Origin of the sequence: Virgibacillus aidingensis (assembly GCF_010994035.1) — a bacterium.
Classification (GTDB): Bacteria; Bacillota; Bacilli; order Bacillales; family Amphibacillaceae; genus Virgibacillus_N.
In genome coordinates this window covers 1-20499 of sequence record NZ_WIXN01000033.1, presented here as the reverse complement: position 1 = coordinate 20499, position 20499 = coordinate 1, and the positions used below count along the sequence as shown (strand labels likewise).

Sequence of the window (20499 nt, the reverse complement as noted above, 5' to 3'; positions counted from 1 at the left end):
GATAAGTATGCAGATTGAAAGAGGAGCGAGGGCCGTTTATACATAAACTAACCACATTCTTTATCATTCGCTATTATTTTCACCCGTTCCCGCAACAATTGTAAATTCCTGCGGTTTCCCGGGAAATAGTACGGCAGGGGAGATTATTTCCCTATACTGACATGATCGGAATTTTATATAAAAGTAACAAAGAAAGGGGGCAGAGCATCACGGCAAATCTTTTGCAGGATGAAGACTTCCCGGCCGCAGCCTACACAATTTCCGGTAAAATAACGTACAATAATCCAGACTAATATATGCAAAGGCGGAGATAATATGTTTTTTCCAAGCCAGCGTCCGAATAATGTAATGCCAAGCCAAATGCGTCCTCCTTCCAATTTTATGATGCATCCCAGCGCAATGAATACCATGCCCCAATCAAACAGTACACCGGGGATTTTGTCACGCTTATTAAACGCTTCATCTGGTGCAGGAGCTGCTAATCCAGGGGGAGGAGGACTATCGGGCGCATTAAATAATGTTCAGCAAATATTAAAAGTAGTACAGTCTGGTGCACCCCTGGTCCAGGAGTATGGCCCAATGATTAAAAACCTGCCGGCAATGTATAAAATGATGAAAGCGTTTAAGGATATGGATAACTCCGGGGAGAAAACAGATGAGTCTGCCGATGGAGAATCACCGGACTATTTGGCAGATGATTCTATTGATTGGGAAAGCAGCATAGTAAGCAGTGAAATAGAGTCGGAAAGCAATGACAGCCCAAGAAGCGGAAATGGGGAATCTGTTCCAAAACTCTATATATAATATAAGTCGCCATACTTGATTTTTTATACAATAAAAGAAAAAATAGAGGTAGTATTCATTTAAACTAATGGAGGTGTGGAAATGACTTCAAATAGAGAAAAAGCTACATTTGCCGGCGGCTGTTTCTGGTGTATGGTAGAACCATTTGATGAACGGCCGGGTGTTATAAATATTGTTTCAGGGTATACAGGCGGAGATTTGGAGAACCCGACCTATGAACAGGTTTGCTCCAATACCACCGGCCATGTGGAAGCAGTTCAAATTACGTATAACCCTGAAATAATGCCTTATGAACAACTTTTGGAAACATTTTGGCAGCAAATTGATCCGACCGATCCCGGCGGTCAATTTAACGATAGAGGAGAGTCCTACGAAACGGCAATATTTTACCATAATGAAGCACAGCGAAAAATTGCTGAAGCATCCAAGCAGGAACTGGAAGACAGCAAAAAGTTTACAAAACCGATCGTTACGAAGATTCTTCCTGCCAAACCTTTCTATGAGGCCGAGGAGGAGCATCAGGATTACTACAAAAAACAATCCTTTCATTATCGCTTATATAAAAAAGGTTCAGGGAGGGAAGATTTTATTAAAGAAAATTGGAAAAAACCCGTTAATAAAGCAGATTTAAAAGATAAACTGACACCAATCCAGTATCATGTAACACAGGAAAACGGTACGGAGAGGCCTTACCAAAATGAATATTGGGACAATGAAAAGGAAGGTATTTATGTTGATATCATCTCCGGAGACGTTCTGTTTTCCTCCCGTGATCAATATGATGCGGGCTGCGGATGGCCAAGCTTTACTAAACCGGTCGATCGTTATCAACTAACAGAAAACACGGATACCTCCCATGGAATGATTCGGACGGAGATCAGAAGCAGAAATGCAGATTCGCATTTGGGCCATGTTTTTGAGGATGGGCCGAAGCAAACAGGCGGCCTGCGTTATTGCATGAATTCGGCTGCGATGCGATTTATTGAAAAAGAAGATATGGAAAAAGAAGGATACGGAAAATATTTATATCTTTTCAAGGATGAATAAAGGAGTTAGAACATGATCCATCTCCATTGGGAAAAGAAAGAAACAATAAAGCAGATTACATGTGTACATGCAGACGCAAAAAAGTTTATCGTCAACAGAAAATTAACACCGGGAAAAACGTACGATGTGAAAAACGAAACAGATGAATTTTATTTTATCATTGATAACAGTAACCGGGTCGGCGGATTCCTGAAGGATTACTTCGAGGAAGTCTAGACAGTGGGGCAAAGCGGACAGGGAAAGCGTTATTTCCCCGTCTGCTTTGTTTTATTAATCCAGATATAAATTGGCAAGCAGAATTCCCAGACTTTTTTCATACATCTCCGCGAATTGCTCTACCGGCAGCGGATTAACACCTGCTCCAAGCTCCACCGTGAACCCTGGTTTCCTGAATTCCTGTATGAACCAATCCTTGTAACCGGCATAACTGTCGACATACCGGATAGGCTCGTAACCGCTCACCCTTGCATATTCATTTACAATCACTTCAGATTCCGGAGGCTCCAAACCTTGAAACCCCCAAAAAATGACCTCTCCCTGCGTATGAAATGCATGAACTCTTAAAAAATCCCGCTCAGCCGCTATTTCTGCCATTACAATTGCTTCCGGTTCTGTCAAAGGCTGATAACCGGGAAAATCCCTTGGCTGCGGGGAATCCGGCTTGCGGGCACTTTCTGTTTCCCATAGAGCGGGATACTGATTATTTAAGTCTACACCTCTAATATTTGCTTTCCAATTGGAAAAGTCTTCATTTTGATCATTGATTTCCAGTACACGCTGTTGAAAATCCCCGGCTGCCTCTGCACCATTCAGCACAAGATTGACGCCATCCGGGTTGACCATGGGAACCAGGGATAACTGTGAGTCGCGATATAATGGGAGCATAAAAATGCCTCTGATTGGAAGATGATTGGTAAGTGAAAGTGCATATTCATTGATAAAACGCATGAGAACTGGAGTAGTAATCCATTCATTTGCATGAAAAGATCCATTTACGTGGACATTTTTTTCACCTCTCCCTATTTGCAGATCTATGATTTCTTTGCCCATGACAGAATAGCCAATAACCTGCCGGGTAATAAACGGATATACCGCAGCCAATTTTTCCATATCTGAGAGCATCGTTTCATAAGTATAATGATCGGCATCTGAAATAATTATAGCGTTCACTTTTTCAGGCAAATAGATTTGGTCATTTATTTGCAATTGAAAAGTGTCCAGTCCCGGGTTTAATAAACGAAGACTATCCACAGGAACATTATTTGTCATAGATATAGTCCATAGTGTATCATTCGGCTGGATAGTATAAGGTTCAGAGATATAGCCCGGAATCTCCACTTGCTGTCCAATTATTAACTGATCTGCTGCAATGCCAGGGTTTGAATCCTCAATCAAAATAAGCGGAATGCCAAACAACTGACTGAAATACCAGAGTGTATCGCCGCTTCTTACAGTGATCTTCATTCATTTTCCTCCTTTTTGGCGGAATAGTAATCTCTATGTTTACCGGCACGGGAAAATGAATAGTTTCCTGGTTCAACAAGCGCTATTATTAAGTTTCTTTTTTATTTTTCCGGGGAAATACGTTATACTAAAATTAGCTGATGCAGATACTAAACATACTACTGATAGGAGGAAGACGAATGGCGTTTGTAATCACTTCACCTTGTATAAGTGAAAAGTCAGGGGAATGTGTGGAAGTGTGCCCTGTTGATTGTATAGAAGAAGGTAAAGACATGTTTTATATTGACCCGGATATATGCATAGACTGTGGAGCTTGTGAAGCAGTTTGCCCTGTAGAAGCTATTTACATGGAAGATGAAGTACCGGAAGAAGAATCGAAGTATATTGAATTAAACCGTAAATTTTTTGAGGAGCAATAATAACAACAGCCGCTGCCGTAACTGGTTTAGCGGTTTTTTTTCGCCCGGGAAATGATAAAATTTATTTATTTTGGTTAAGGTGACAAAATTATTGCATAAAGACAAGTTTATCGTCCAGCATGTTGACCGGAAATATTATTTATAATTAACTCCCTTTATGGGAATACTGGGTAAAAGTAAGCGTTATCATATAAAATGTGATAAAAATCACTTAATTATTTACCTTATTGGTTATCATTTGTACACAAAATTCATACATGTTATTCTTACCACTAATTAACAATGTAGACTTTTCAAATATTAACTGCAAATCTGTCATTTTACTGGAGGTGCAAAATGAGAAAGCCATCTACTCCGTTATGGAAAAGACTGTCTTATTTTGGTAAAGCAGAAAAACTGAATGATCAGTATGAAAGATCTCCGGAAGATCGAACCAAAACAGAGCGGCATTACCGCAGAAGATGGCAGCATGATAAAGTTGTACGAACCACGCATGGCGTTAACTGTACAGGATCATGCAGCTGGAGAGTTCACGTTAAAGACGGAATTATCGCCTGGGAGTCCCAGGCAATAGACTATCCGACTACGGGAAGAGATATGCCGGAATTCGAACCGCGGGGCTGTCAAAGGGGAGCAACTTTCTCCTGGTATACATACAGCCCCCAACGTGTACGCTATCCGTATATTCGTTCAGCACTATTGAAAATTTGGGCTGAAGCGCTCCAAGAACAAAAAGACCCTGTCAAAGCTTGGAAAAGCATCGTGGAAAATCCGGAAAAATCACAGAGATACAAATCAGCAAGAGGAAAGGGCGGTTTTGTCCGGACAACCTGGGAAGAGATTAATACCATATTATCTTCCTCCATTATTTATACGATTCAGCAGTATGGTCCGGACCGGATTTTTGGTTTTTCTCCTATCCCGGCAATGTCGATGGTCAGTCATTCCAGCGGTGCACGCTTTCTTAATCTGATTGGCGGCTCACTGTTAAGCTTTTATGATTGGTATGCAGATTTGCCGCCCGCCTCACCGCAAGTCTGGGGTGAACAGACGGATGTGCCTGAAAGCTCGGATTGGTTTAATTCAAGCTATTTGCTTGTGTGGGGTTCCAATCTTCCGCAAACCCGTACGCCGGATGCGCATTTTATGGTGGAGGCAAGATATAAAGGTACGAAAATTGCAGCTGTAGCGCCTGACTATGCTGAGTATGTAAAATTTGCAGATACCTGGCTGCCTGTTGAAGCCGGTATGGACGGGGCCCTGGGAATGGCTATGACGCATGTCATATTAAAGGAATACTATGTGGACCAAACCACGCCATATTTTAATGATTACGTCAAGAAATACACGGACTTGCCATTTTTAATTACGCTAAACCAGGACGGGGAAAATCTCAAAGCAGATAAATTTGTCCGCGCGGAAAATGTAGGCATGGATATTTCCAATGCAGCCTGGAAGACGATTGTTTATGATCAAAAAAGCGGTTCTTTCGCCGCACCTGATGGAACTATTGGCCATAGATGGGAAGACAATCAAACATGGAATCTGCATTTGCGTGATACAGATAACCAGCTTGGCGAAATAGATCCGGCACTATCCTTAAAAGATTATGCAGATGAAATAGCAGATGTCAGTTTCCCAGAGTTTTCAAACACATCAAATCATCATATTTACAAAAGAAAAGTACCAGTGAAAAAAATAACCATCGATGGAAAAGAAAAATATATAACTACTGTTTTTGATTTATTGCTGGCTAATTGCGGTGTGACCAGAAATTTACCCGGCGAAGAACAAATTAATTACCATGATGAAAATGCAGCGTTCACCCCGGCCTGGGCCGAAAAGTTAAGTGGTGTTCCCGCAGGTGATATTGCACAGATTGCCAGGGAATTTGCCCAAAACGCAGTAGATTCAAAGGGGCGATCCATGATTATCATGGGATCGGGCATTAACCATTGGTATCATTCAGATATGATTTACCGGTCCATCCTTAACCTTGTTTTACTCACAGGCTGCGAGGGCGTTAACGGCGGCGGCTGGGCTCATTATGTAGGCCAGGAGAAAATTCGCCCGCTGGAAGGGCACCAATCTGTTGGAATGGCAAGAGACTGGGGAATACCAGCAAGATTGCATGCCGGTACATCTTTTTTCTACTTTGCCACGGAACAGTGGAGGTATGACACACAACAAGTAGACGGTCTTATTTCTCCTTTAGTTAAGAAAGGCCGGTATGAACATTTGGGTGATTATAATTCCCTTGCAGCAAGACTGGGATGGGTTCCATCATATCCGCAGTTTGATCAAAACTCTACAGAACTGGCCGGGGACAAATCAGAAGAAGAGACAGTAAAATCCATTGTGGAAAAGATAAAATCAGGTGAAATGAACTTTGCTGTGGATGACCCGAGTAATCCGGTTAATTTCCCAAAATTGCTTTTCGTATGGCGGGCAAATCTGATTGGAAGTTCGGCAAAGGGACATGAATACTTTTTAAAACATTTATTGGGAACCCATGAAGGAACACTTAGCGAACAGGAGGAAGAGAAAAATACAAATGAAATTAAATGGATAGAGGATGTACCGGAAGGAAAACTGGACTTGCTGATCAACTATGACTTCCGCATGAGCGGCACCGGATTATATTCGGATATCGTCTTACCTGCTGCCACATGGTATGAAAAGCATGACTTATCAAGTACGGATATGCATCCATTTATTCATCCATTTAACCCGGCTATTACTACACCATGGGAGTCGCGAACGGACTGGGATGCCTATAAATCTCTTGCGAAGAAATTCTCGGAAATGGCCGAAACCTACCTTCCTGAAACCGTCAGGGATGTCGTAGCCCAACCGCTGGTGCATGATTCAAAGGATGAAATTCAGCAAGCTTACGGCAGGGTTCCGGATTGGAAAAACGGGGATTTTGAACCTGTGCCGGGTGTTAATTTCCCAAAACTCCAAATAGTGGACCGGGATTATCCCCAGGTCTATGAAAAGTTTATTTCCCTGGGAGATAACATCCGCAATCAATTAGGCGCCAAAGGGTTATATTGGGATGCAAAAGAAGAATACGATCTGCTCAAAAAATTACTTGGTGTAAATAAAAAGACGAAGTACTTTAATGGGCTGCCCAGCATTGAATCGGACCGGCAGGCAGCAGAAACAATATTGACTTTATCCAGCACGACAAATGGCTCACTTGCAATGAAAGCATGGAAAGCCCTTGAAAAGAAAACCGGACAAAAAAACCTTACAGACCTGGTTGTTGAGCGGGCAGAGGAAAGGATTTCCTTTAATAACATAACAATTCAGCCAAGACAGGTTCTCTCTTCTCCGGTATTCAGCGGTACTGTTACAGGAAACAGAAGATACGCCAATTTCACAACCAACACGGAGAAAATGATTCCATTCAGAACTTTAACAGGGCGACAATCCATCTATCTTGATCATGATATTATGCTGGAATTTGGAGAAGAATTGCCGACATTTAAACCACCGCTGCAAAAGTTGACGTTTTATGGCGGAGACCGAAAACCGGAAGCAGTGGAAAATGAAATCACACTGCGCTATTTAACACCACATTACAAATGGTCTTACCATTCAACCTATTATGATACCTTGCCGATGCTTACGTTATTCAGGGGCGGTCCGCATGTCTGGATGAACAACGAAGATGCGGAGTCAGTAGGCATTAAAGATAATGATTGGATTGAAATGTATAACCGTAATGGTGTGGTAGTTGCCAGGGCTGTAGTAAGTCACAGAATTCCAAGCGGCATTACCTATATGTATCACGTGCAGGATCGACTTATTAATGTCCCCGGTTCAAAAATCACCAAAACACGTGGAGGGACGTTTAACAGTCCAACACGTATTCATATTAAACCAACACATATGATTGGAGGGTATGCCCAGCTCAGTTATGGATTTAATTACTACGGTCCAACCGGAAATCAGCGGGATGAACAAGTAATTATACGGAAAATGGAAAGGGAAGAGGTGGATTGGCTTGAAGATTAAAGCACAATTTGGAATGGTGATGAATCTTGACAAATGTATTGGCTGCCACACATGCAGTGTAACTTGCAGCAACACATGGACCAATCGTCCCGGAACCGAATATATGTACTGGAATAATGTGGAAACCAAACCCGGGATGGGTTATCCAAAAAGATGGGAAGATAATGACGAAAGAAAAGGCGGCTGGCATGTAAAAAATGGCAAGTTAGAATTAAAAGCCGGCGGTAAAGTCAGCAAGCTCCTAAACATTTTCTACAATAAAGATCTGGTAGAAATTGATGAATACTACGAACCATGGACATACGACTATGAAAATTTGATTAATAGTCCTGAAAAGGAGCATCAGCCGGTAGCCCGGCCAAAATCCCAATTAACCGGCGAATATATGGATATTACATGGGGACCCAACTGGGAAGATGATTTAGCCGGTGTACACGAAACGGGACATCACGATCCGAATATGAAAAACCTGGACGAACAGATTAAATTTGAATTCGAAGAGACATTTATGATGTACCTGCCGCGGATTTGCGAACATTGTCAAAATCCATCCTGTGTATCTTCCTGTCCATCCGGGGCAATGTATAAGAGAGAAGAAGACGGAATTGTCCTGGTGGATCAGGAATCCTGCCGCAGCTGGAGATTTTGCATGACAGGATGCCCATATAAAAAAGTCTATTTTAACTGGAAAACACATAAAGCCGAGAAATGTACTTTCTGCTTCCCCAGAATTGAAAACGGGGAGCCGACGATCTGCTCGGAAACTTGTGTTGGACGTCTTCGTTATATCGGCATTGTATTGTATGACGCTGATAAAGTATTGGAAGCAGCATCTGTGGAAGATGAAAAAGATCTGTATGAAGCACAGTTGGGAACATTCCTGGATCCATATGATCCTGAAATCCAAAAAGAAGCTGTGAAGCAGGGGATACCTGAAGACTGGATCGAAGCAGCGCAAAGGTCTCCAGTATACAGACTGGCTGTCGAGCAAAAAATTGCTTTGCCGCTCCATCCGGAATACAGAACAATGCCAATGGTATGGTATATTCCGCCATTAAGCCCATTTATGAATGCACTGGGCGGGCAGGTTGATTCATTAAGCCCGGAAGTTATTTTTCCGACCATTAATCAGTTCCGTATCCCGATTGATTATTTGGCAAGTTTATTTACTGCAGGGGATACGAAAGTTATTAAACGCGTATTGCAGAAATTAGTCGCCATGCGCACTTATATGCGTGCCAAAGAGCTGAATAAACCTTTTGACAAGAAAATTCTTGAAGAAGCCGGGATGACCGATGATATTGCTGAGGAAATGTATCAATTATCAGCCATTGCAAAATATGATGATCGTTATGTTATTCCAAAATCCCACCGTGAAGACTCCGGAGATATGTTTTCCCACCAGGGAAATGCAGGATATGACTTTATGGAAGCCTGCCGCAGCTGTATGGGCGGAGGAGCTGCTGCAGATCCGCTTGAATACTATGAAAGCGGATTTTGGAGGGAATTAGATGAAACTTCACCAAAAGGTGTATAAAATAACATCCCTGTTTTTGCAATACCCGCAAAGAGAATGGTTTGATGAAGTGCGGGAAATAAAAACGGTAATCCAGACGGTGGAAAATCCTGTGGCAAAAGCTTATTTAACATCCTTTATCCACTACCTGGAAACTACTCCATTTATACGTCTATGCGAGAACTATGTAAACACATTTGATTACCATGGGGTGACATCTCTTTATTTAACCCACAATGTGTTTAAGGATTCCAGGGACCGTGGAGAAGCGCTGGTAAAGCTGAGAAGACTCATGGCCGATTCTAATTTGGAAACAGAATCAGAAGAATTACCGGATTATTTGCCAATGATACTGGAATTTTTATCTGAAGCTGATGAAAAATATATCCATCGTATGCTGAAACTGCATTTAAATTCCATCATGAAGGTGGATAAAGATTTAGCAGAAAATGATAGTCACTATCATTTTCTGCTAAAGGCTGCGATTGAGGTCTCCCGTCAATTGTTAAAAAACGAAAAAGTATCTTAACGTGAAAGGGTTGTAGCTCCATGACAAACCTTGATATATTTCTCTGGGTCATTCTTCCCTATGTATCACTAACCATTTTTATATTAGGCCACATCATTCGCTATAATTATGACCAGTTTGGCTGGACGGCCAAATCAAGTCAATTTTTGGAACAAAAAAGGTTGAGATTTGGAAGCACTGTATTCCACTGGGGAATTATCTTTGTGTTTTTAGGTCATGTTGCAGGAGTGCTCATACCCAAACAATGGTTTGATGCCATCGGAATCCATGACGACATGTACCATTTTGGCGCGATTTGGTTTGGCGGCATTGCCGGAATAGCGGTGGTTGTCGGAGGATTCTTTCTGTTTTTGCGGAGGGTTTCTGTTAAAAGGGTGATTAAAAACAGCTCTGTTAGTGATTATGTAGCACTCATCATGCTGGGCATCGTTGTACTTGTCGGTTTTACTAATACAGCCGGTTATACAGCTACAGGCGGGGACTTTGATTATCGTGTAACAATCGGGCCATGGATGAGGGAAATCTTGACCTTCCAGCCGTCCGAAGCCATGATTCTGGCTATGGCGGGAGCACCAATTGGTTTCCAACTGCATGTTTCACTGGCATTTGTTTTATTTGCCATTTGGCCATTTACACGATTGGTTCATGTGTTCAGCTTGCCATTAAAATATTTGAGGAGAAATTACGTTGTTTACAGAAGCAACAAACCAGTGATAAAAAATAAAGATACACATAAAAAAGAAATTAATTAATCTGAACATCCCTGCCTTTACAAACAGAAAGGGCAGGGATGAAGTCATTAAATTAATTTGGGAGGGAATTATTTGTGGCTGCTACTGGACCATCACTAAGAAAACGGGATTCACATAGTGCAATACACCACGGTGCCTATGTAGAGGCGAGGGATTTGACCGAGGTAACGGACAAATTGTTTTATGACGGGCGGGAAGAGGATTGCTTCAAAGCAGCAGAAGCGCTTATTGAATATTGGGAAACCCGTGTGATTGCACATGCTGATACAGAAGATGACGGGTTTTATAAAGAACTTCTAGAAAAAAAACCGGAATTGGAAAAAGATTTACATATGCTGTCAAGGGATCATGATCTTTTTCGGATTATTATAGGGAATATAAAGGAACAAATCGAGGGTAAAAATAAAGTAACAAAAGAAATACTAAATCAGTTTCATGCATTGCTTGTAATTAAAGAAATTCATAATCATGGTGAGGAAACGAGACTGTTTAATGAACAAGACTAGTTGTACTGCTGCCGCCAGCGCGGCAGTTTTTTAATTTCTGACATATTTTTATACGGAAGGGGAAAACTTTAAGATGACCTATAATTAGGAGGAGATTACTTTGAATAAAGATCAAATGCCTCAATTCCCCGAGTCTTTTTGGCGGGATTCCGTCAATTTGGAAACCTATCCTGCATTAAATCAATCCATAAAAGCAGATGTTGGAATTGTAGGCGGCGGCATTACCGGGGTAACGGCTGCATATGTATTGGCCAAACAGAATGTGAAAGTGGCATTAATAGATGCCAGTCAGATTCTGAATGGGACAACCGGACACACTACCGCAAAAATTACTGCACAGCATGGGCTCATTTATGATGAATTCATTCAGCATTTTGGCACGGAAAAGGCAGGACAGTATTATCAGGCGAGCAGGGAAGCCGGTGAGCTAATCGAACAAATTACGAAAGAACTTGCCATTGACGCTGATTTAACTAAAGAGAATGCTTATATTTTCACCAATTCCGAAGATTATCTTATTCAGTTGGAGAAGGAAAAAAAAGCTTATGATAAGCTCGGCATTCCCGGCGAATTAACAGATAACATACCCCTGGATATTCCTGTAAAATCTGCCCTTATGATGGAAAACCAGGCCCAGTTTCATCCATTGAAGTATTTAAAAGTACTTGCCGAAAAAGCCGTGGATAATGGTGCACAAATTTACGAAGATACAACTGCAGCTGATGTGGAATACGGCGGTAAGCATCCTTCCATTATAACGGGCAACGGACACCGCATTACCTGCAATTATATTATTTCCGCATCCCATTTTCCATTTACCGACAAGAAAAGATTTTACTTTTCCAGAATGTATCCGGAACGTTCTTATCTAATCGCAGTAAAGTCACCAGAAGAATTTCCCGGGGGCATGTATATAAATGCAGAATCACCGACCCGTTCGATCAGAGCAGCGAAAATGGATGGGGAGGATTGGTGGCTGATAGGAGGGGAGAACCATAAAACAGGTCAGGGAAAATCGATGATGGAGCATTATAATGCACTGCATAAATTTGCAGAAAAACATATTTCCATTGATCGTTTCTCCTACCGCTGGTCGGCTCAAGACCTCACAACTATTGACAAACTTCCTTATATTGGTTTAATGACGGATAGCGAGGAAAATGTTTTTGTTGCCACCGGATTCCGTAAATGGGGAATGACAAATGGCACCATTGCTGCAAAAGTTCTCAGTGATTTAATTATTGAAAAAAGCAGTCCATATGAGGATTTATTTACACCCTCCAGGTTTCATGCGGATCCTTCTCTCAGGGAATTCATGAAGATTAATGCAGACGTAGCAAAGCATATGATTAAAGGCAAACTGGACAGGCCCAAAGAAAATTTGGATAAACTGCCGCGTGATGAAGCTGCAATAACAAGAATTAAAGGACAACGGGCAGGCGCATACAGAGATCATGAAAATAAACTCCATATCGTAGATACCACCTGCACACACATGGGCTGTGAAGTAGAGTGGAATTCAGGCGACCGCACTTGGGATTGTCCGTGCCACGGATCAAGGTTCTCCTACACTGGTGAAGTAATAGAAGGACCTGCCAAGAAACCATTGGATCAGCTGGAAAACAACAAAGTGTAAGAAAGTAAGCGATTCCGCTTGCTTTTTGTTTTTTGGGATTCCTTCGCTTTTTAAGACAGGCAAAAAACCCCGGAAGGCATTTGTGAATATTTCACATTAAGGGGTGAAATATATTTCAATAAGGGCCAAGCGGGTGTGTTTTATAAAGAACATTTTTAGTGTGAAACCTAAATTTATTTATCGCAAATGATGGAATACATGATGATCTGGAAGCCAGGAAGAAGAAACCCGATTCGTTCCTAAAAATTTATTAAACAGGTTTTGCTGACAAAGTAACTGACTTAGCAATAATCGAATAAGAATTACATGAGAATTACAACGGGCGTTGAAGTTGTAAAGCAGATTCATCGTAAAATTTAGTTTGTTAATTTAAAGCCTAAAATAAAATGAATGATAAGTTATATTTTAGCAACATTGTGCTATAGATTTTTTCATTTTATCTCACTATCATAAGTATACTTGGAAAATGAGACGCGAAATTATTTGGTTCCTATAATAAATATTATGTAAACTAGAAAAGATTTTTTTAAAAAATAGGTTATATTCCTTTAAAAGCCGTGTTCAAGGACAAAAAACTATGTACAAATGAGACAAGAAAGTTTGTACACTCTCTTTTGTGTATCTAATACGACAAAAAAGTGTGTACAAACTTTAATTGATTTCTCATCACCTTTCTACTTTATTTGTTTATTAGCAACGTTTAATTCTACAAAGTTTTATTCATAATGATACTTGCCTCGATATATCCTAAATTCTTATATAAATTACGAGCTACCTTGTTGTGACCAAAGACGTGTAGTTCAATACTTTTTATCCCAAAATTTTTAGCTACGTTTTCAACCTCAATCATTGCTTTTTTACCATAGCCATATCCTTGGTAATCTTCCCATATATTGATATCGTAAATATAACCCTTTTCTTTTGATCTCTTACCAAACCAGATCATTCCGACTTCTTGATTGTCATTTCGGATAGTAAAAAAATTATTATTTGGAGTTTCTTCTTTTTGGGGCAATAGCTTCTCATACTATTCTTTTGCTTTGGTAATTGCATCCTTTTCATTCCAATTACCAGCTTTAACGTGTTCATCTGCGTAGTTTTTAATTGCAAAGCTAAGATACTTTTCAAATTCAATTGAATTCATTTTTTCTAACCTAATCAATTGAATTTCTCCCTTCATTTGATTAATTTTCATTTCTAATAGAATACTTAGGTTAATTGAATAATCACACCCCCCCTACACTAACATAATTATTCGAAAATAATATCAATGCTTTTCATGAAAATCATGATTATTGATCCTGCCCTTTAAGTTCCTTTTTTACAATCTTATTTATGGCACTCATCTTTATTGCCTAAAATATATTTTGTTAATCAAGGACCCTCATAAGGTGGATTTAAGTAATGTTCAGCGAAATCTTTTTTGTAAGGCGTGTTCGTTTTAAGAATTCTTTCGGAAGCCTTTTTTGTATCATACGGAGTTACCTTTAATTCGACTTCAGGACCAAGTAAAGCCCAACAAGCTCCATTTGCTCGACTCTGCAACCCAACACTTCCTGCATTAATTATACGTTTGTAATCGACAATGCGATCAAACTGTATATGAGTATGACCACAAACAATAATATCTTGTGAAACATTTTCAAGCATCGGTCGAATTTCGTCTTCTTGAGTATTTATTCGAATTGCCTCTTCATCGCTGCGGGGAGAACCATGTACAAATAAGACTTCTCCCAAACCTTCAACGCTCAAGGTAGCTTTTTCTGGTAAATTCTTTAGGAATCTTAATTGCTCTTCTGTTAATTGATCAGCACACCAATTATTTAATTCAGCAGTAAAATTATCTAACCCCTTTTCCGTTCCATAACGGTAAGAAACCTCACGATCAACGTTACCTCTAATAAAAATAAACTCATCCTTATAATCCATTAAAAGATCCATTACTTGACGTGGTTCGGGTCCCCAAGCTAAATCCCCACCTACAACAACTTGATCAATTTTAGCTTTTCTAATCTCTTCTAAGACTGCTTTTAATGCCGAATAGTTTGCATGAATATCATAAATAGCAGCTACACGCATTTAAATATACCTCCCCATTGTAAATTATTTTCTAACTCATTCTATAAATTAATGACCATTATTAATAACTCATTTTATCCATAGCAATTCTGATTGGAGATTTATAAGGTGGGTATTTAACTCTCCAATTAAAAGGGCAAGAGAATTCGTCACCTATATCCTGAATAATGTTTTTCATATAATCAATGCGGTTTTCCGGTATATAAAAACTTATTTCTCCAGATAATTTTTGTGGAATCTTACAAATGTACATCGGTATGCAATCATCAGGATAAGTATGCTTGTACTTATCTGGATTTTGTACTACCTCCAGCCATTTAATATAACGTTCTATTAATAAGTGAGAAAGAATCTTGTCAAGAATATATTTCAGGCTACTAATGTTGCAATCCATGAAATTAAATCCGTCTTTCGAGGAGATTGGATTTAATATTTCTACTAAATGGGTCATGAATGCACCATTAAGAAAAATACTAAACCTTTCATTCAAACATATAAATTCATAGGTTTCAGATAATTTATTATGATTTTCGATTTTCCATAGAGCGTCAATACCTTCACACTCCATTTTCCATAAAACAAATGCAAATGCATGAGGACATACATCCCCATTCTGCCTTGCTTTATTAAATATTTTTACACATTTGCTGTGTTCTTTAATAACCCTGCGTAAAATATATCGGGTAATAGCTTTATATATTATTCTAGTCTGTTTATAAACTGCAAAGTAAATACTGTCTAGTCTATGCTTCTCGTTGAATTTATAGGATGAAAATGAAAATAAATGGGGGAAAATTTCTTTATAATTTTCCTTCAATTGCTGATCATCATTCCTAATATTAAAGATATCAGATCTAGAGGAAATTTTTATTACCTCTCTATTCACAGTACCTTTATTAAAAGCATTAATTATTAATTTTGGTATATGTCTTAGATAATCCTTATCACTCTTATCAACTTCAAGAATTTTTTTATAATTATCAAAGGGATAAACTAGATAGTATTCATGAATTTTATTCCTAGATAATTTAAGCCAAGACTTTATAATTTTATTTTGTATTTTAGGCTGCTTTTGCCACGATGAAAATATTAATCTGATGTTTTCTGAATCGAGAAAATCATACCCACAGGTGCAACGAAAAGCCTCTTGGTTGCCTTTATTAATAAGATATTCTGGCATTAATTGATTGCATTTTACACACCTATCATTTAATTTTTGATTAGGGTGAAAAGCACAGTGATCAAATAGCTTAATTTGGTGCAAAATACTATGATATCCTATACTTAAACAACTAGGGCAATATGACAAAGAAGAGTGAAAATAATTACCTTCATGTTTTAAATTTGGAATGATGTGTAACAATTTCTTTACTAGATTATCATGGTACACTTTTAAATCTAACCCAATAATTTTTTTGGTCTTTTTAGAATCAATGCTGGAAAAATAAATCAGATTTCGGTGACGGCTGCCAGCATTTGAAATACTTTTTAGTTGCTTAACATTTTCATTTCCTATTAATGCTAAAACAGTATTTCCATCAACCGCATTAGCCCACTTAAATTTTTCAAGTATTCCCCAAGGAGATTCATACTCCTGAATCCAATTAGTAGACCAAGTGATTTGGTAGTTCACATCTTTCACCGCCTTAACAAGAATAGTTTTACTAGTGTATTTGATATAATTCTGATTGGATATAACCGGAATTGTTAATCGCTTCTTCCCAATGAGATTTTTCAATTGTTGTCACATCCAAACCGTTATTCCCAAATCGTTTTAAGGCATATTCGATTGTCAAAGTGACATATTGCATGGGGATTTCAACTTTATGTGGTAATCCATACTCTCTTCTTAAATCAACAAAAACTTGGAATAATTCTTCAGCGGAATGTTGTAATCTGTAACCTCTTATAAAGGAATCGGAAAAGAAATATTTGGTAAAAGACCAATTACTATTTGTAGGATATTCGCAATAATCATCATATCCCATCAAGCAAATCTTCAAATCATTTAAAGATGTAATTCCTTTAAATTGATATTCTTGGCTCATAAAGCGACCCACTATCTGAAATTTCTCTCCACTAATAAATGCAGATCTTTGGTGAACTAATTCTTTTTGACCAACTAAGATAGTGGTCAGGGTAATGCCATAATGATCTAAATCGTTATATAAATCCATCAGCCAATCATAATTAATTTCTACAAGTCTTTGAGCATCGTCAATAAAAAAAATAATCTTATTATTACCAGAAAAGTCAGCACGTTCAACCAGAAATCTTAATAGCCTTGTTCTTTTCATATTGGATTTTCCAGTTGTAATTATTGAATGTCCAACAGCATTTAATAAGTCTTCAAAGAAGAAATTTTCATTAGGATTTTTATACTTTCGACAACGGATATGATATATTGGGGTATTTTCACCAAAATCATGTGGCAAATAATTGAGTAAATATGAAATAGCTCTTGTTTTACCAAGTCTAGGACGACCATATATTATAGCACCCGGCGTTCTGTTTTCAATCCACTTAATTACCGTTTGATACATTCTATCAATCTCATTTGTTGAAATTAAATATTTACCTGTCTCAATTGGATGCGTTCCTTTAGGAATGTGAGGTCTTATTGTATCTTTATTAACATGATTTGATTCTAGGGCTTCTGACATTTCCGAACCTCCTCCAACTAGAAAGTTATTGTTCTTTTTAGGATTCGCTGATCGGTGTGTTGCTCTTCTGTTTTAATCTCTTTTTGTCTCTTTCCATTAGATAATTCAGAAATAATTTCCGAATCTATAACTTTATTGGTTTGCTTATCTTCAGTGGATTCTTCTACTTGGTATCGCTCTTCCTTACTCTTTTGTTCTCTTTTTAGAGAGGCTAACTTATTTCTGTTTGTTTTATTTTTTTGTGCCTCTTTTTCCAAATGGTCTTGATAAACTCTAATCGGGTCGTCGTACTGAGTGAAATGTATTAATCTATTATTTTTTAATTTGTTTATGGCTTTCCTCGTTCGAAGATCATGAGGAGTTACCCCCCATTTACCAGTGGCAATTAAATTCCCTAATTCACTTCCATCTGCTAAAAATGCTTTTATCACTCTTAAATCGTCCGTGTTTACTAGCAAATTTAGTGTTTTATTGATTAGATGAGGTGAATGGTTTAGCACCTCGTTCGTATATCTAACCCCTTCATAATTAATAAATGGTCTTCTTCCTTCCTTTTCACTTCCATTTACTCTTCTTGTTACTTTAAGAGAAAAAAAGGCCATTTCATTTCTTTTTTCTTCGGGAAGCTGTAGGTAGTATTGTCATTCCTCTAGCCACCCTCTGTTCAAATACTTCTAATGGGCTAAGGTTATTATTACCCTCATGTGGGGTTCCATTATATTCAGCAATTAATACATCTGTAAGCTCTTCAAGATGTTCCGAAGTTATCCTATATTTAATAGCATTTTCCTCGGAATTCTTTCTTTTTGGGTCCTGTGGGTTACTTCCAGTAGTAGAGGGTAATCTATGAAAACCATTTTGCTCTAAAGTTCGAAAAAATCGTTCAATGATAGGTCTTCGAACTGGAGCAGCAACTGGTCCCATATTGATAGAGCAATCAATTAAGTCAACGAGTTTTTCCTTTACAATTTTTGCGAGGTTAGCTTTTGCATTGTCATAGCAAAACTCATCCCAAACTCCATAACTTGCTTCGGGAATTAAAGTTGAAGGGAAATTTGCTTTTTCTGAATAGTTTAATCCAACAATCGTAAGTGATTTCTTTTTCCAAGGAAAAATGGCATTTCTAATACACATTAGAACATCGTGTGAGGAATATTCTTTATTTAGACAAAGGTGATAACCTAATATTGCCCTCGTTGCAACATCGACTATGGAAAGTATCCAAATTCTATTCATTACCTCGACAACCTCATCACCCTCTGGTGTTTTAAATATAATTGCTATCGAGGTATCTATTCTATGACCATCAAATTCAACTCTTTCAAGGGGTCTAACGAACATTGGATTGTTTTTATTTCCAATACCTGTGTTTTTAGCAACCATAGCTGCCTGATCACCATTTCGTTTTGCTACTTCAACAAAGTGGGATTTTGATAGATTTTTTACATATCGTTCAAGTGACTTTTTTGCTAACGTTTTTGTATTAAAAGGGTATTCATTCATTTTTATCCCTAAAACTCTGCACTCTTTAATAAACTTCTTGTGTAAATTCCTTATATTAATAACTGGATCAATGATTTCATATTTATTTTTCTTTCTATTTAGATACGAATCTATTATTAATTCTTTTAGAGTTGGGTAAGTATCAAGTAGTAACCCGAAAGCACCTGTATAATTCTTGAATACTTTCTCATTATAATCTGGAAAGTTTTTTCTGCTGTAATCTTTTACTCTCTTATAAGGTATCAACGCCCTATAGCCCATTACCTCGCCTAATTCATCCTTTTCTAAACATCTTTTTACGAATCTATGAATTTCATCTCTCCTTAACCCTGTTTCAGTTTCTATATCTTTAACCTTCATTTCCGTAGAAATATATAAGTCAATAGCTTTTTTTCTTTTTAAGAATAAAATACGATGTTCTGGTGTTAGATTCTCAATTAATACTGTTGGCCAAAGTGAAGTATCTAGTAATTCTGGATTAATATTTAAATTTTCAAGACTTCTTCTACTCATTAATCCACACCTCGGTATTAACCCCGAAATAACTTTTGGATATGTTAGACTGTATTTCTCCATTAATAATCATCCAGCCAATAGTTAAAAATAATCTATGGGTAACAAATTTTGATTGTTGTAACAAAGTCTGAAGAGATATTCTTTGAGGTAAGTTTTTATTTATGATTTTTTGGATTTTATACTTTTCAATATCAGTAGGGGTGTCATATTGTTTAATTGTTTTTAAGATGAGTTTCAAATTAGATAGTAGTAATCTGTTTTGACGAATATCAATTTCAGTTCGTACAGAGTGTTCAATTCCATTCTCGTTGCACCAAGCTCTTTGGGTAGCGATTTGATCAATGATATTAGCTTTATTAAGGTCGCTAGAATATTTAATTTCTCTAAATTCTTGTTTGCCATCTTCATACTTAATGTACATATCGGGGATTGAGCTTTTTTCCTTACCATTAATAAGGTTGGTTATTTTTAAAGGTTGTTCACAAAAATCCACTATATTAGGATCGGATTCTATAAGTAGCCAATGTTCATACTCCAAATCACTAAACAAATAAACTCTCCTTTTTAATTTAGGACTAAATGAATGCCATCTATTGTTCCCGAAACGCTTACTTCCCTCAGTTATTACTGGGGTGTACATATTTCCTCGCCTCCAGAATAAATCTCTTTTTTGCATGTCATTCTAGTGGATTTTGTTTAAAGATATATTGTAATCAATTTTCAAAATGTACAAACATTTTTGTCTCTATTATAAATTGTACATAGTTTTTTGTCCATATAAATAGACAAAAAACTATGTACAAAATCAAAAGTATGTATTGTAAAATCAATATTATACCTTCAATTTGTTGTACAAACTTTTTTGTCCTTTTACAAGCCGGAACACTTCCCTCTTTAAGATTACAAAAAATGAGTGATATGGATTTTCGGTGTCTCCCTTAATGTTCCATTAAAAAAAGCTACTTATTTAAGTAGCTGATATGCTCCCCTTAAGGTAGACAGATTAAAAATAAAAATCTGTTTCTATCTTAGGGGGAGTTTT

General features: G+C 37.9%; 19 protein-coding genes. 10 read left to right on the top strand and 9 right to left on the bottom strand.

Annotation, left to right across the window (positions count from 1 at the left end; all coding sequences use genetic code 11):
• Positions 1-315: 315 nt before the first annotated feature.
• The 3 genes from vrrA (at position 316) to GHD25_RS18910 (ending at position 2067) form a co-directional block, all read left to right on the top strand.
• Entirely contained in the window at positions 316-804 is a 489-nt protein-coding gene (gene vrrA / locus GHD25_RS18920; RefSeq protein ID WP_164219804.1) for a VrrA/YqfQ family protein, read from the top strand.
• Between the two features lie 81 nt (positions 805-885).
• Positions 886-1851, top strand: a complete 966-nt coding sequence (gene msrA / locus GHD25_RS18915; RefSeq protein ID WP_164219802.1) for a peptide-methionine (S)-S-oxide reductase MsrA — start codon at positions 886-888, stop codon at positions 1849-1851.
• Positions 1852-1863: 12 nt separating this feature from the next.
• Positions 1864-2067, top strand: a complete 204-nt coding sequence (locus GHD25_RS18910) for a DUF6501 family protein (RefSeq protein ID WP_164219800.1) — start codon at positions 1864-1866, stop codon at positions 2065-2067.
• 54 nt (positions 2068-2121) lie between these two features.
• Here GHD25_RS18910 and GHD25_RS18905 read toward each other — a convergent pair whose 3' ends face one another.
• Complete coding sequence (locus tag GHD25_RS18905; protein ID WP_164219798.1) at positions 2122-3315, bottom strand: M14 family metallopeptidase; 1194 nt, start codon at positions 3313-3315, stop codon at positions 2122-2124.
• Positions 3316-3494: 179 nt separating this feature from the next.
• On the opposite strand from GHD25_RS18905, the gene GHD25_RS18900 reads away from it, so the two are divergent.
• The 7 genes from GHD25_RS18900 to GHD25_RS18870 all read left to right on the top strand — a co-directional run bounded on the left by GHD25_RS18900 (position 3495) and on the right by GHD25_RS18870 (position 12696).
• Positions 3495-3734 (top strand): 4Fe-4S dicluster domain-containing protein, encoded by a 240-nt coding sequence (locus GHD25_RS18900; RefSeq protein WP_164219796.1) that lies wholly within the window; start codon positions 3495-3497, stop codon positions 3732-3734.
• Between the two features lie 336 nt (positions 3735-4070).
• Positions 4071-7757, top strand: a complete 3687-nt coding sequence (locus GHD25_RS18895) for a nitrate reductase subunit alpha (RefSeq protein ID WP_164219794.1) — start codon at positions 4071-4073, stop codon at positions 7755-7757.
• On the top strand, positions 7747-9294 hold the full coding sequence (gene narH, locus GHD25_RS18890; RefSeq protein ID WP_164219792.1) for a nitrate reductase subunit beta: 1548 nt from the start codon (positions 7747-7749) through the stop codon (positions 9292-9294). Before GHD25_RS18895 ends, narH begins: the two co-directional genes overlap by 11 nt.
• The gene (gene narJ, locus GHD25_RS18885; protein ID WP_164219790.1) at positions 9269-9802 is read left to right on the top strand and encodes a nitrate reductase molybdenum cofactor assembly chaperone; all 534 of its coding nucleotides are present in this window, start codon (positions 9269-9271) and stop codon (positions 9800-9802) included. Before narH ends, narJ begins: the two co-directional genes overlap by 26 nt.
• A gap of 20 nt (positions 9803-9822) precedes the next feature.
• The gene (narI, locus tag GHD25_RS18880; RefSeq protein WP_164219788.1) at positions 9823-10554 is read left to right on the top strand and encodes a respiratory nitrate reductase subunit gamma; all 732 of its coding nucleotides are present in this window, start codon (positions 9823-9825) and stop codon (positions 10552-10554) included.
• Positions 10555-10628: 74 nt separating this feature from the next.
• A complete protein-coding gene (locus GHD25_RS18875) occupies positions 10629-11060 on the top strand; it encodes a hemerythrin domain-containing protein (protein WP_164219786.1) in 432 nt (143 codons plus the stop codon).
• Between the two features lie 100 nt (positions 11061-11160).
• Complete coding sequence (locus GHD25_RS18870; RefSeq protein WP_462944002.1) at positions 11161-12696, top strand: FAD-dependent oxidoreductase; 1536 nt, start codon at positions 11161-11163, stop codon at positions 12694-12696.
• A gap of 706 nt (positions 12697-13402) precedes the next feature.
• On the opposite strand, the gene GHD25_RS18865 is transcribed toward GHD25_RS18870, so the two are convergent.
• The 8 genes from GHD25_RS18865 to GHD25_RS18840 all read right to left on the bottom strand — a co-directional run bounded on the left by GHD25_RS18865 (position 13403) and on the right by GHD25_RS18840 (position 20097).
• Complete coding sequence (locus tag GHD25_RS18865) at positions 13403-13711, bottom strand: GNAT family N-acetyltransferase (RefSeq protein WP_346426805.1); 309 nt, start codon at positions 13709-13711, stop codon at positions 13403-13405.
• A 12-nt stretch (positions 13712-13723) separates the two neighbouring features.
• The gene (locus GHD25_RS20350) at positions 13724-13858 is read right to left on the bottom strand and encodes a hypothetical protein (protein WP_346426804.1); all 135 of its coding nucleotides are present in this window, start codon (positions 13856-13858) and stop codon (positions 13724-13726) included.
• A 212-nt stretch (positions 13859-14070) separates the two neighbouring features.
• Positions 14071-14775 (bottom strand): metallophosphoesterase family protein, encoded by a 705-nt coding sequence (locus tag GHD25_RS18860; protein ID WP_240452435.1) that lies wholly within the window; start codon positions 14773-14775, stop codon positions 14071-14073.
• A 61-nt stretch (positions 14776-14836) separates the two neighbouring features.
• Positions 14837-16408 carry a hypothetical protein gene (locus GHD25_RS18855; RefSeq protein WP_205601388.1) on the bottom strand — a complete coding sequence of 524 codons (1572 nt, stop codon included), beginning with the start codon at positions 16406-16408 and terminating at the stop codon, positions 14837-14839.
• A gap of 31 nt (positions 16409-16439) precedes the next feature.
• Positions 16440-17438, bottom strand: coding sequence for an ATP-binding protein (locus tag GHD25_RS18850; protein ID WP_164219784.1), 999 nt, complete (start codon positions 17436-17438; stop codon positions 16440-16442).
• A 17-nt stretch (positions 17439-17455) separates the two neighbouring features.
• A complete protein-coding gene (locus GHD25_RS20080; RefSeq protein ID WP_240452434.1) occupies positions 17456-18040 on the bottom strand; it encodes a hypothetical protein in 585 nt (194 codons plus the stop codon).
• Between the two features lies 1 nt (position 18041).
• A complete protein-coding gene (locus tag GHD25_RS18845; protein WP_240452433.1) occupies positions 18042-19517 on the bottom strand; it encodes a hypothetical protein in 1476 nt (491 codons plus the stop codon).
• Entirely contained in the window at positions 19447-20097 is a 651-nt protein-coding gene (locus GHD25_RS18840) for a TnsA endonuclease N-terminal domain-containing protein (RefSeq protein WP_164219783.1), read from the bottom strand. Before GHD25_RS18840 ends, GHD25_RS18845 begins: the two co-directional genes overlap by 71 nt.
• Positions 20098-20499: the final 402 nt, after the last annotated feature.

Excerpts from the sequence above, each read along its gene's own strand:
- vrrA (WP_164219804.1), top strand. The coding sequence starts at position 316 with ATGTTTTTTCCAAGCCAGCGTCCGAATAATGTAATGCCAAGCCAAATG.
- msrA (WP_164219802.1), top strand. The coding sequence starts at position 886 with ATGACTTCAAATAGAGAAAAAGCTACATTTGCCGGCGGCTGTTTCTGG.
- GHD25_RS18910 (WP_164219800.1), top strand. The coding sequence starts at position 1,864 with ATGATCCATCTCCATTGGGAAAAGAAAGAAACAATAAAGCAGATTACA.
- GHD25_RS18905 (WP_164219798.1), bottom strand. The coding sequence starts at position 3,315 with ATGAAGATCACTGTAAGAAGCGGCGATACACTCTGGTATTTCAGTCAG.
- GHD25_RS18900 (WP_164219796.1), top strand. The coding sequence starts at position 3,495 with ATGGCGTTTGTAATCACTTCACCTTGTATAAGTGAAAAGTCAGGGGAA.
- GHD25_RS18895 (WP_164219794.1), top strand. The coding sequence starts at position 4,071 with ATGAGAAAGCCATCTACTCCGTTATGGAAAAGACTGTCTTATTTTGGT.
- narJ (WP_164219790.1), top strand. The coding sequence starts at position 9,269 with ATGAAACTTCACCAAAAGGTGTATAAAATAACATCCCTGTTTTTGCAA.
- narI (WP_164219788.1), top strand. The coding sequence starts at position 9,823 with ATGACAAACCTTGATATATTTCTCTGGGTCATTCTTCCCTATGTATCA.
- GHD25_RS18860 (WP_240452435.1), bottom strand. The coding sequence starts at position 14,775 with ATGCGTGTAGCTGCTATTTATGATATTCATGCAAACTATTCGGCATTA.
- GHD25_RS18850 (WP_164219784.1), bottom strand. The coding sequence starts at position 17,438 with ATGTCAGAAGCCCTAGAATCAAATCATGTTAATAAAGATACAATAAGA.
- GHD25_RS20080 (WP_240452434.1), bottom strand. The coding sequence starts at position 18,040 with ATGGCCTTTTTTTCTCTTAAAGTAACAAGAAGAGTAAATGGAAGTGAA.
- GHD25_RS18845 (WP_240452433.1), bottom strand. The coding sequence starts at position 19,517 with ATGGAGAAATACAGTCTAACATATCCAAAAGTTATTTCGGGGTTAATA.
- GHD25_RS18840 (WP_164219783.1), bottom strand. The coding sequence starts at position 20,097 with ATGTACACCCCAGTAATAACTGAGGGAAGTAAGCGTTTCGGGAACAAT.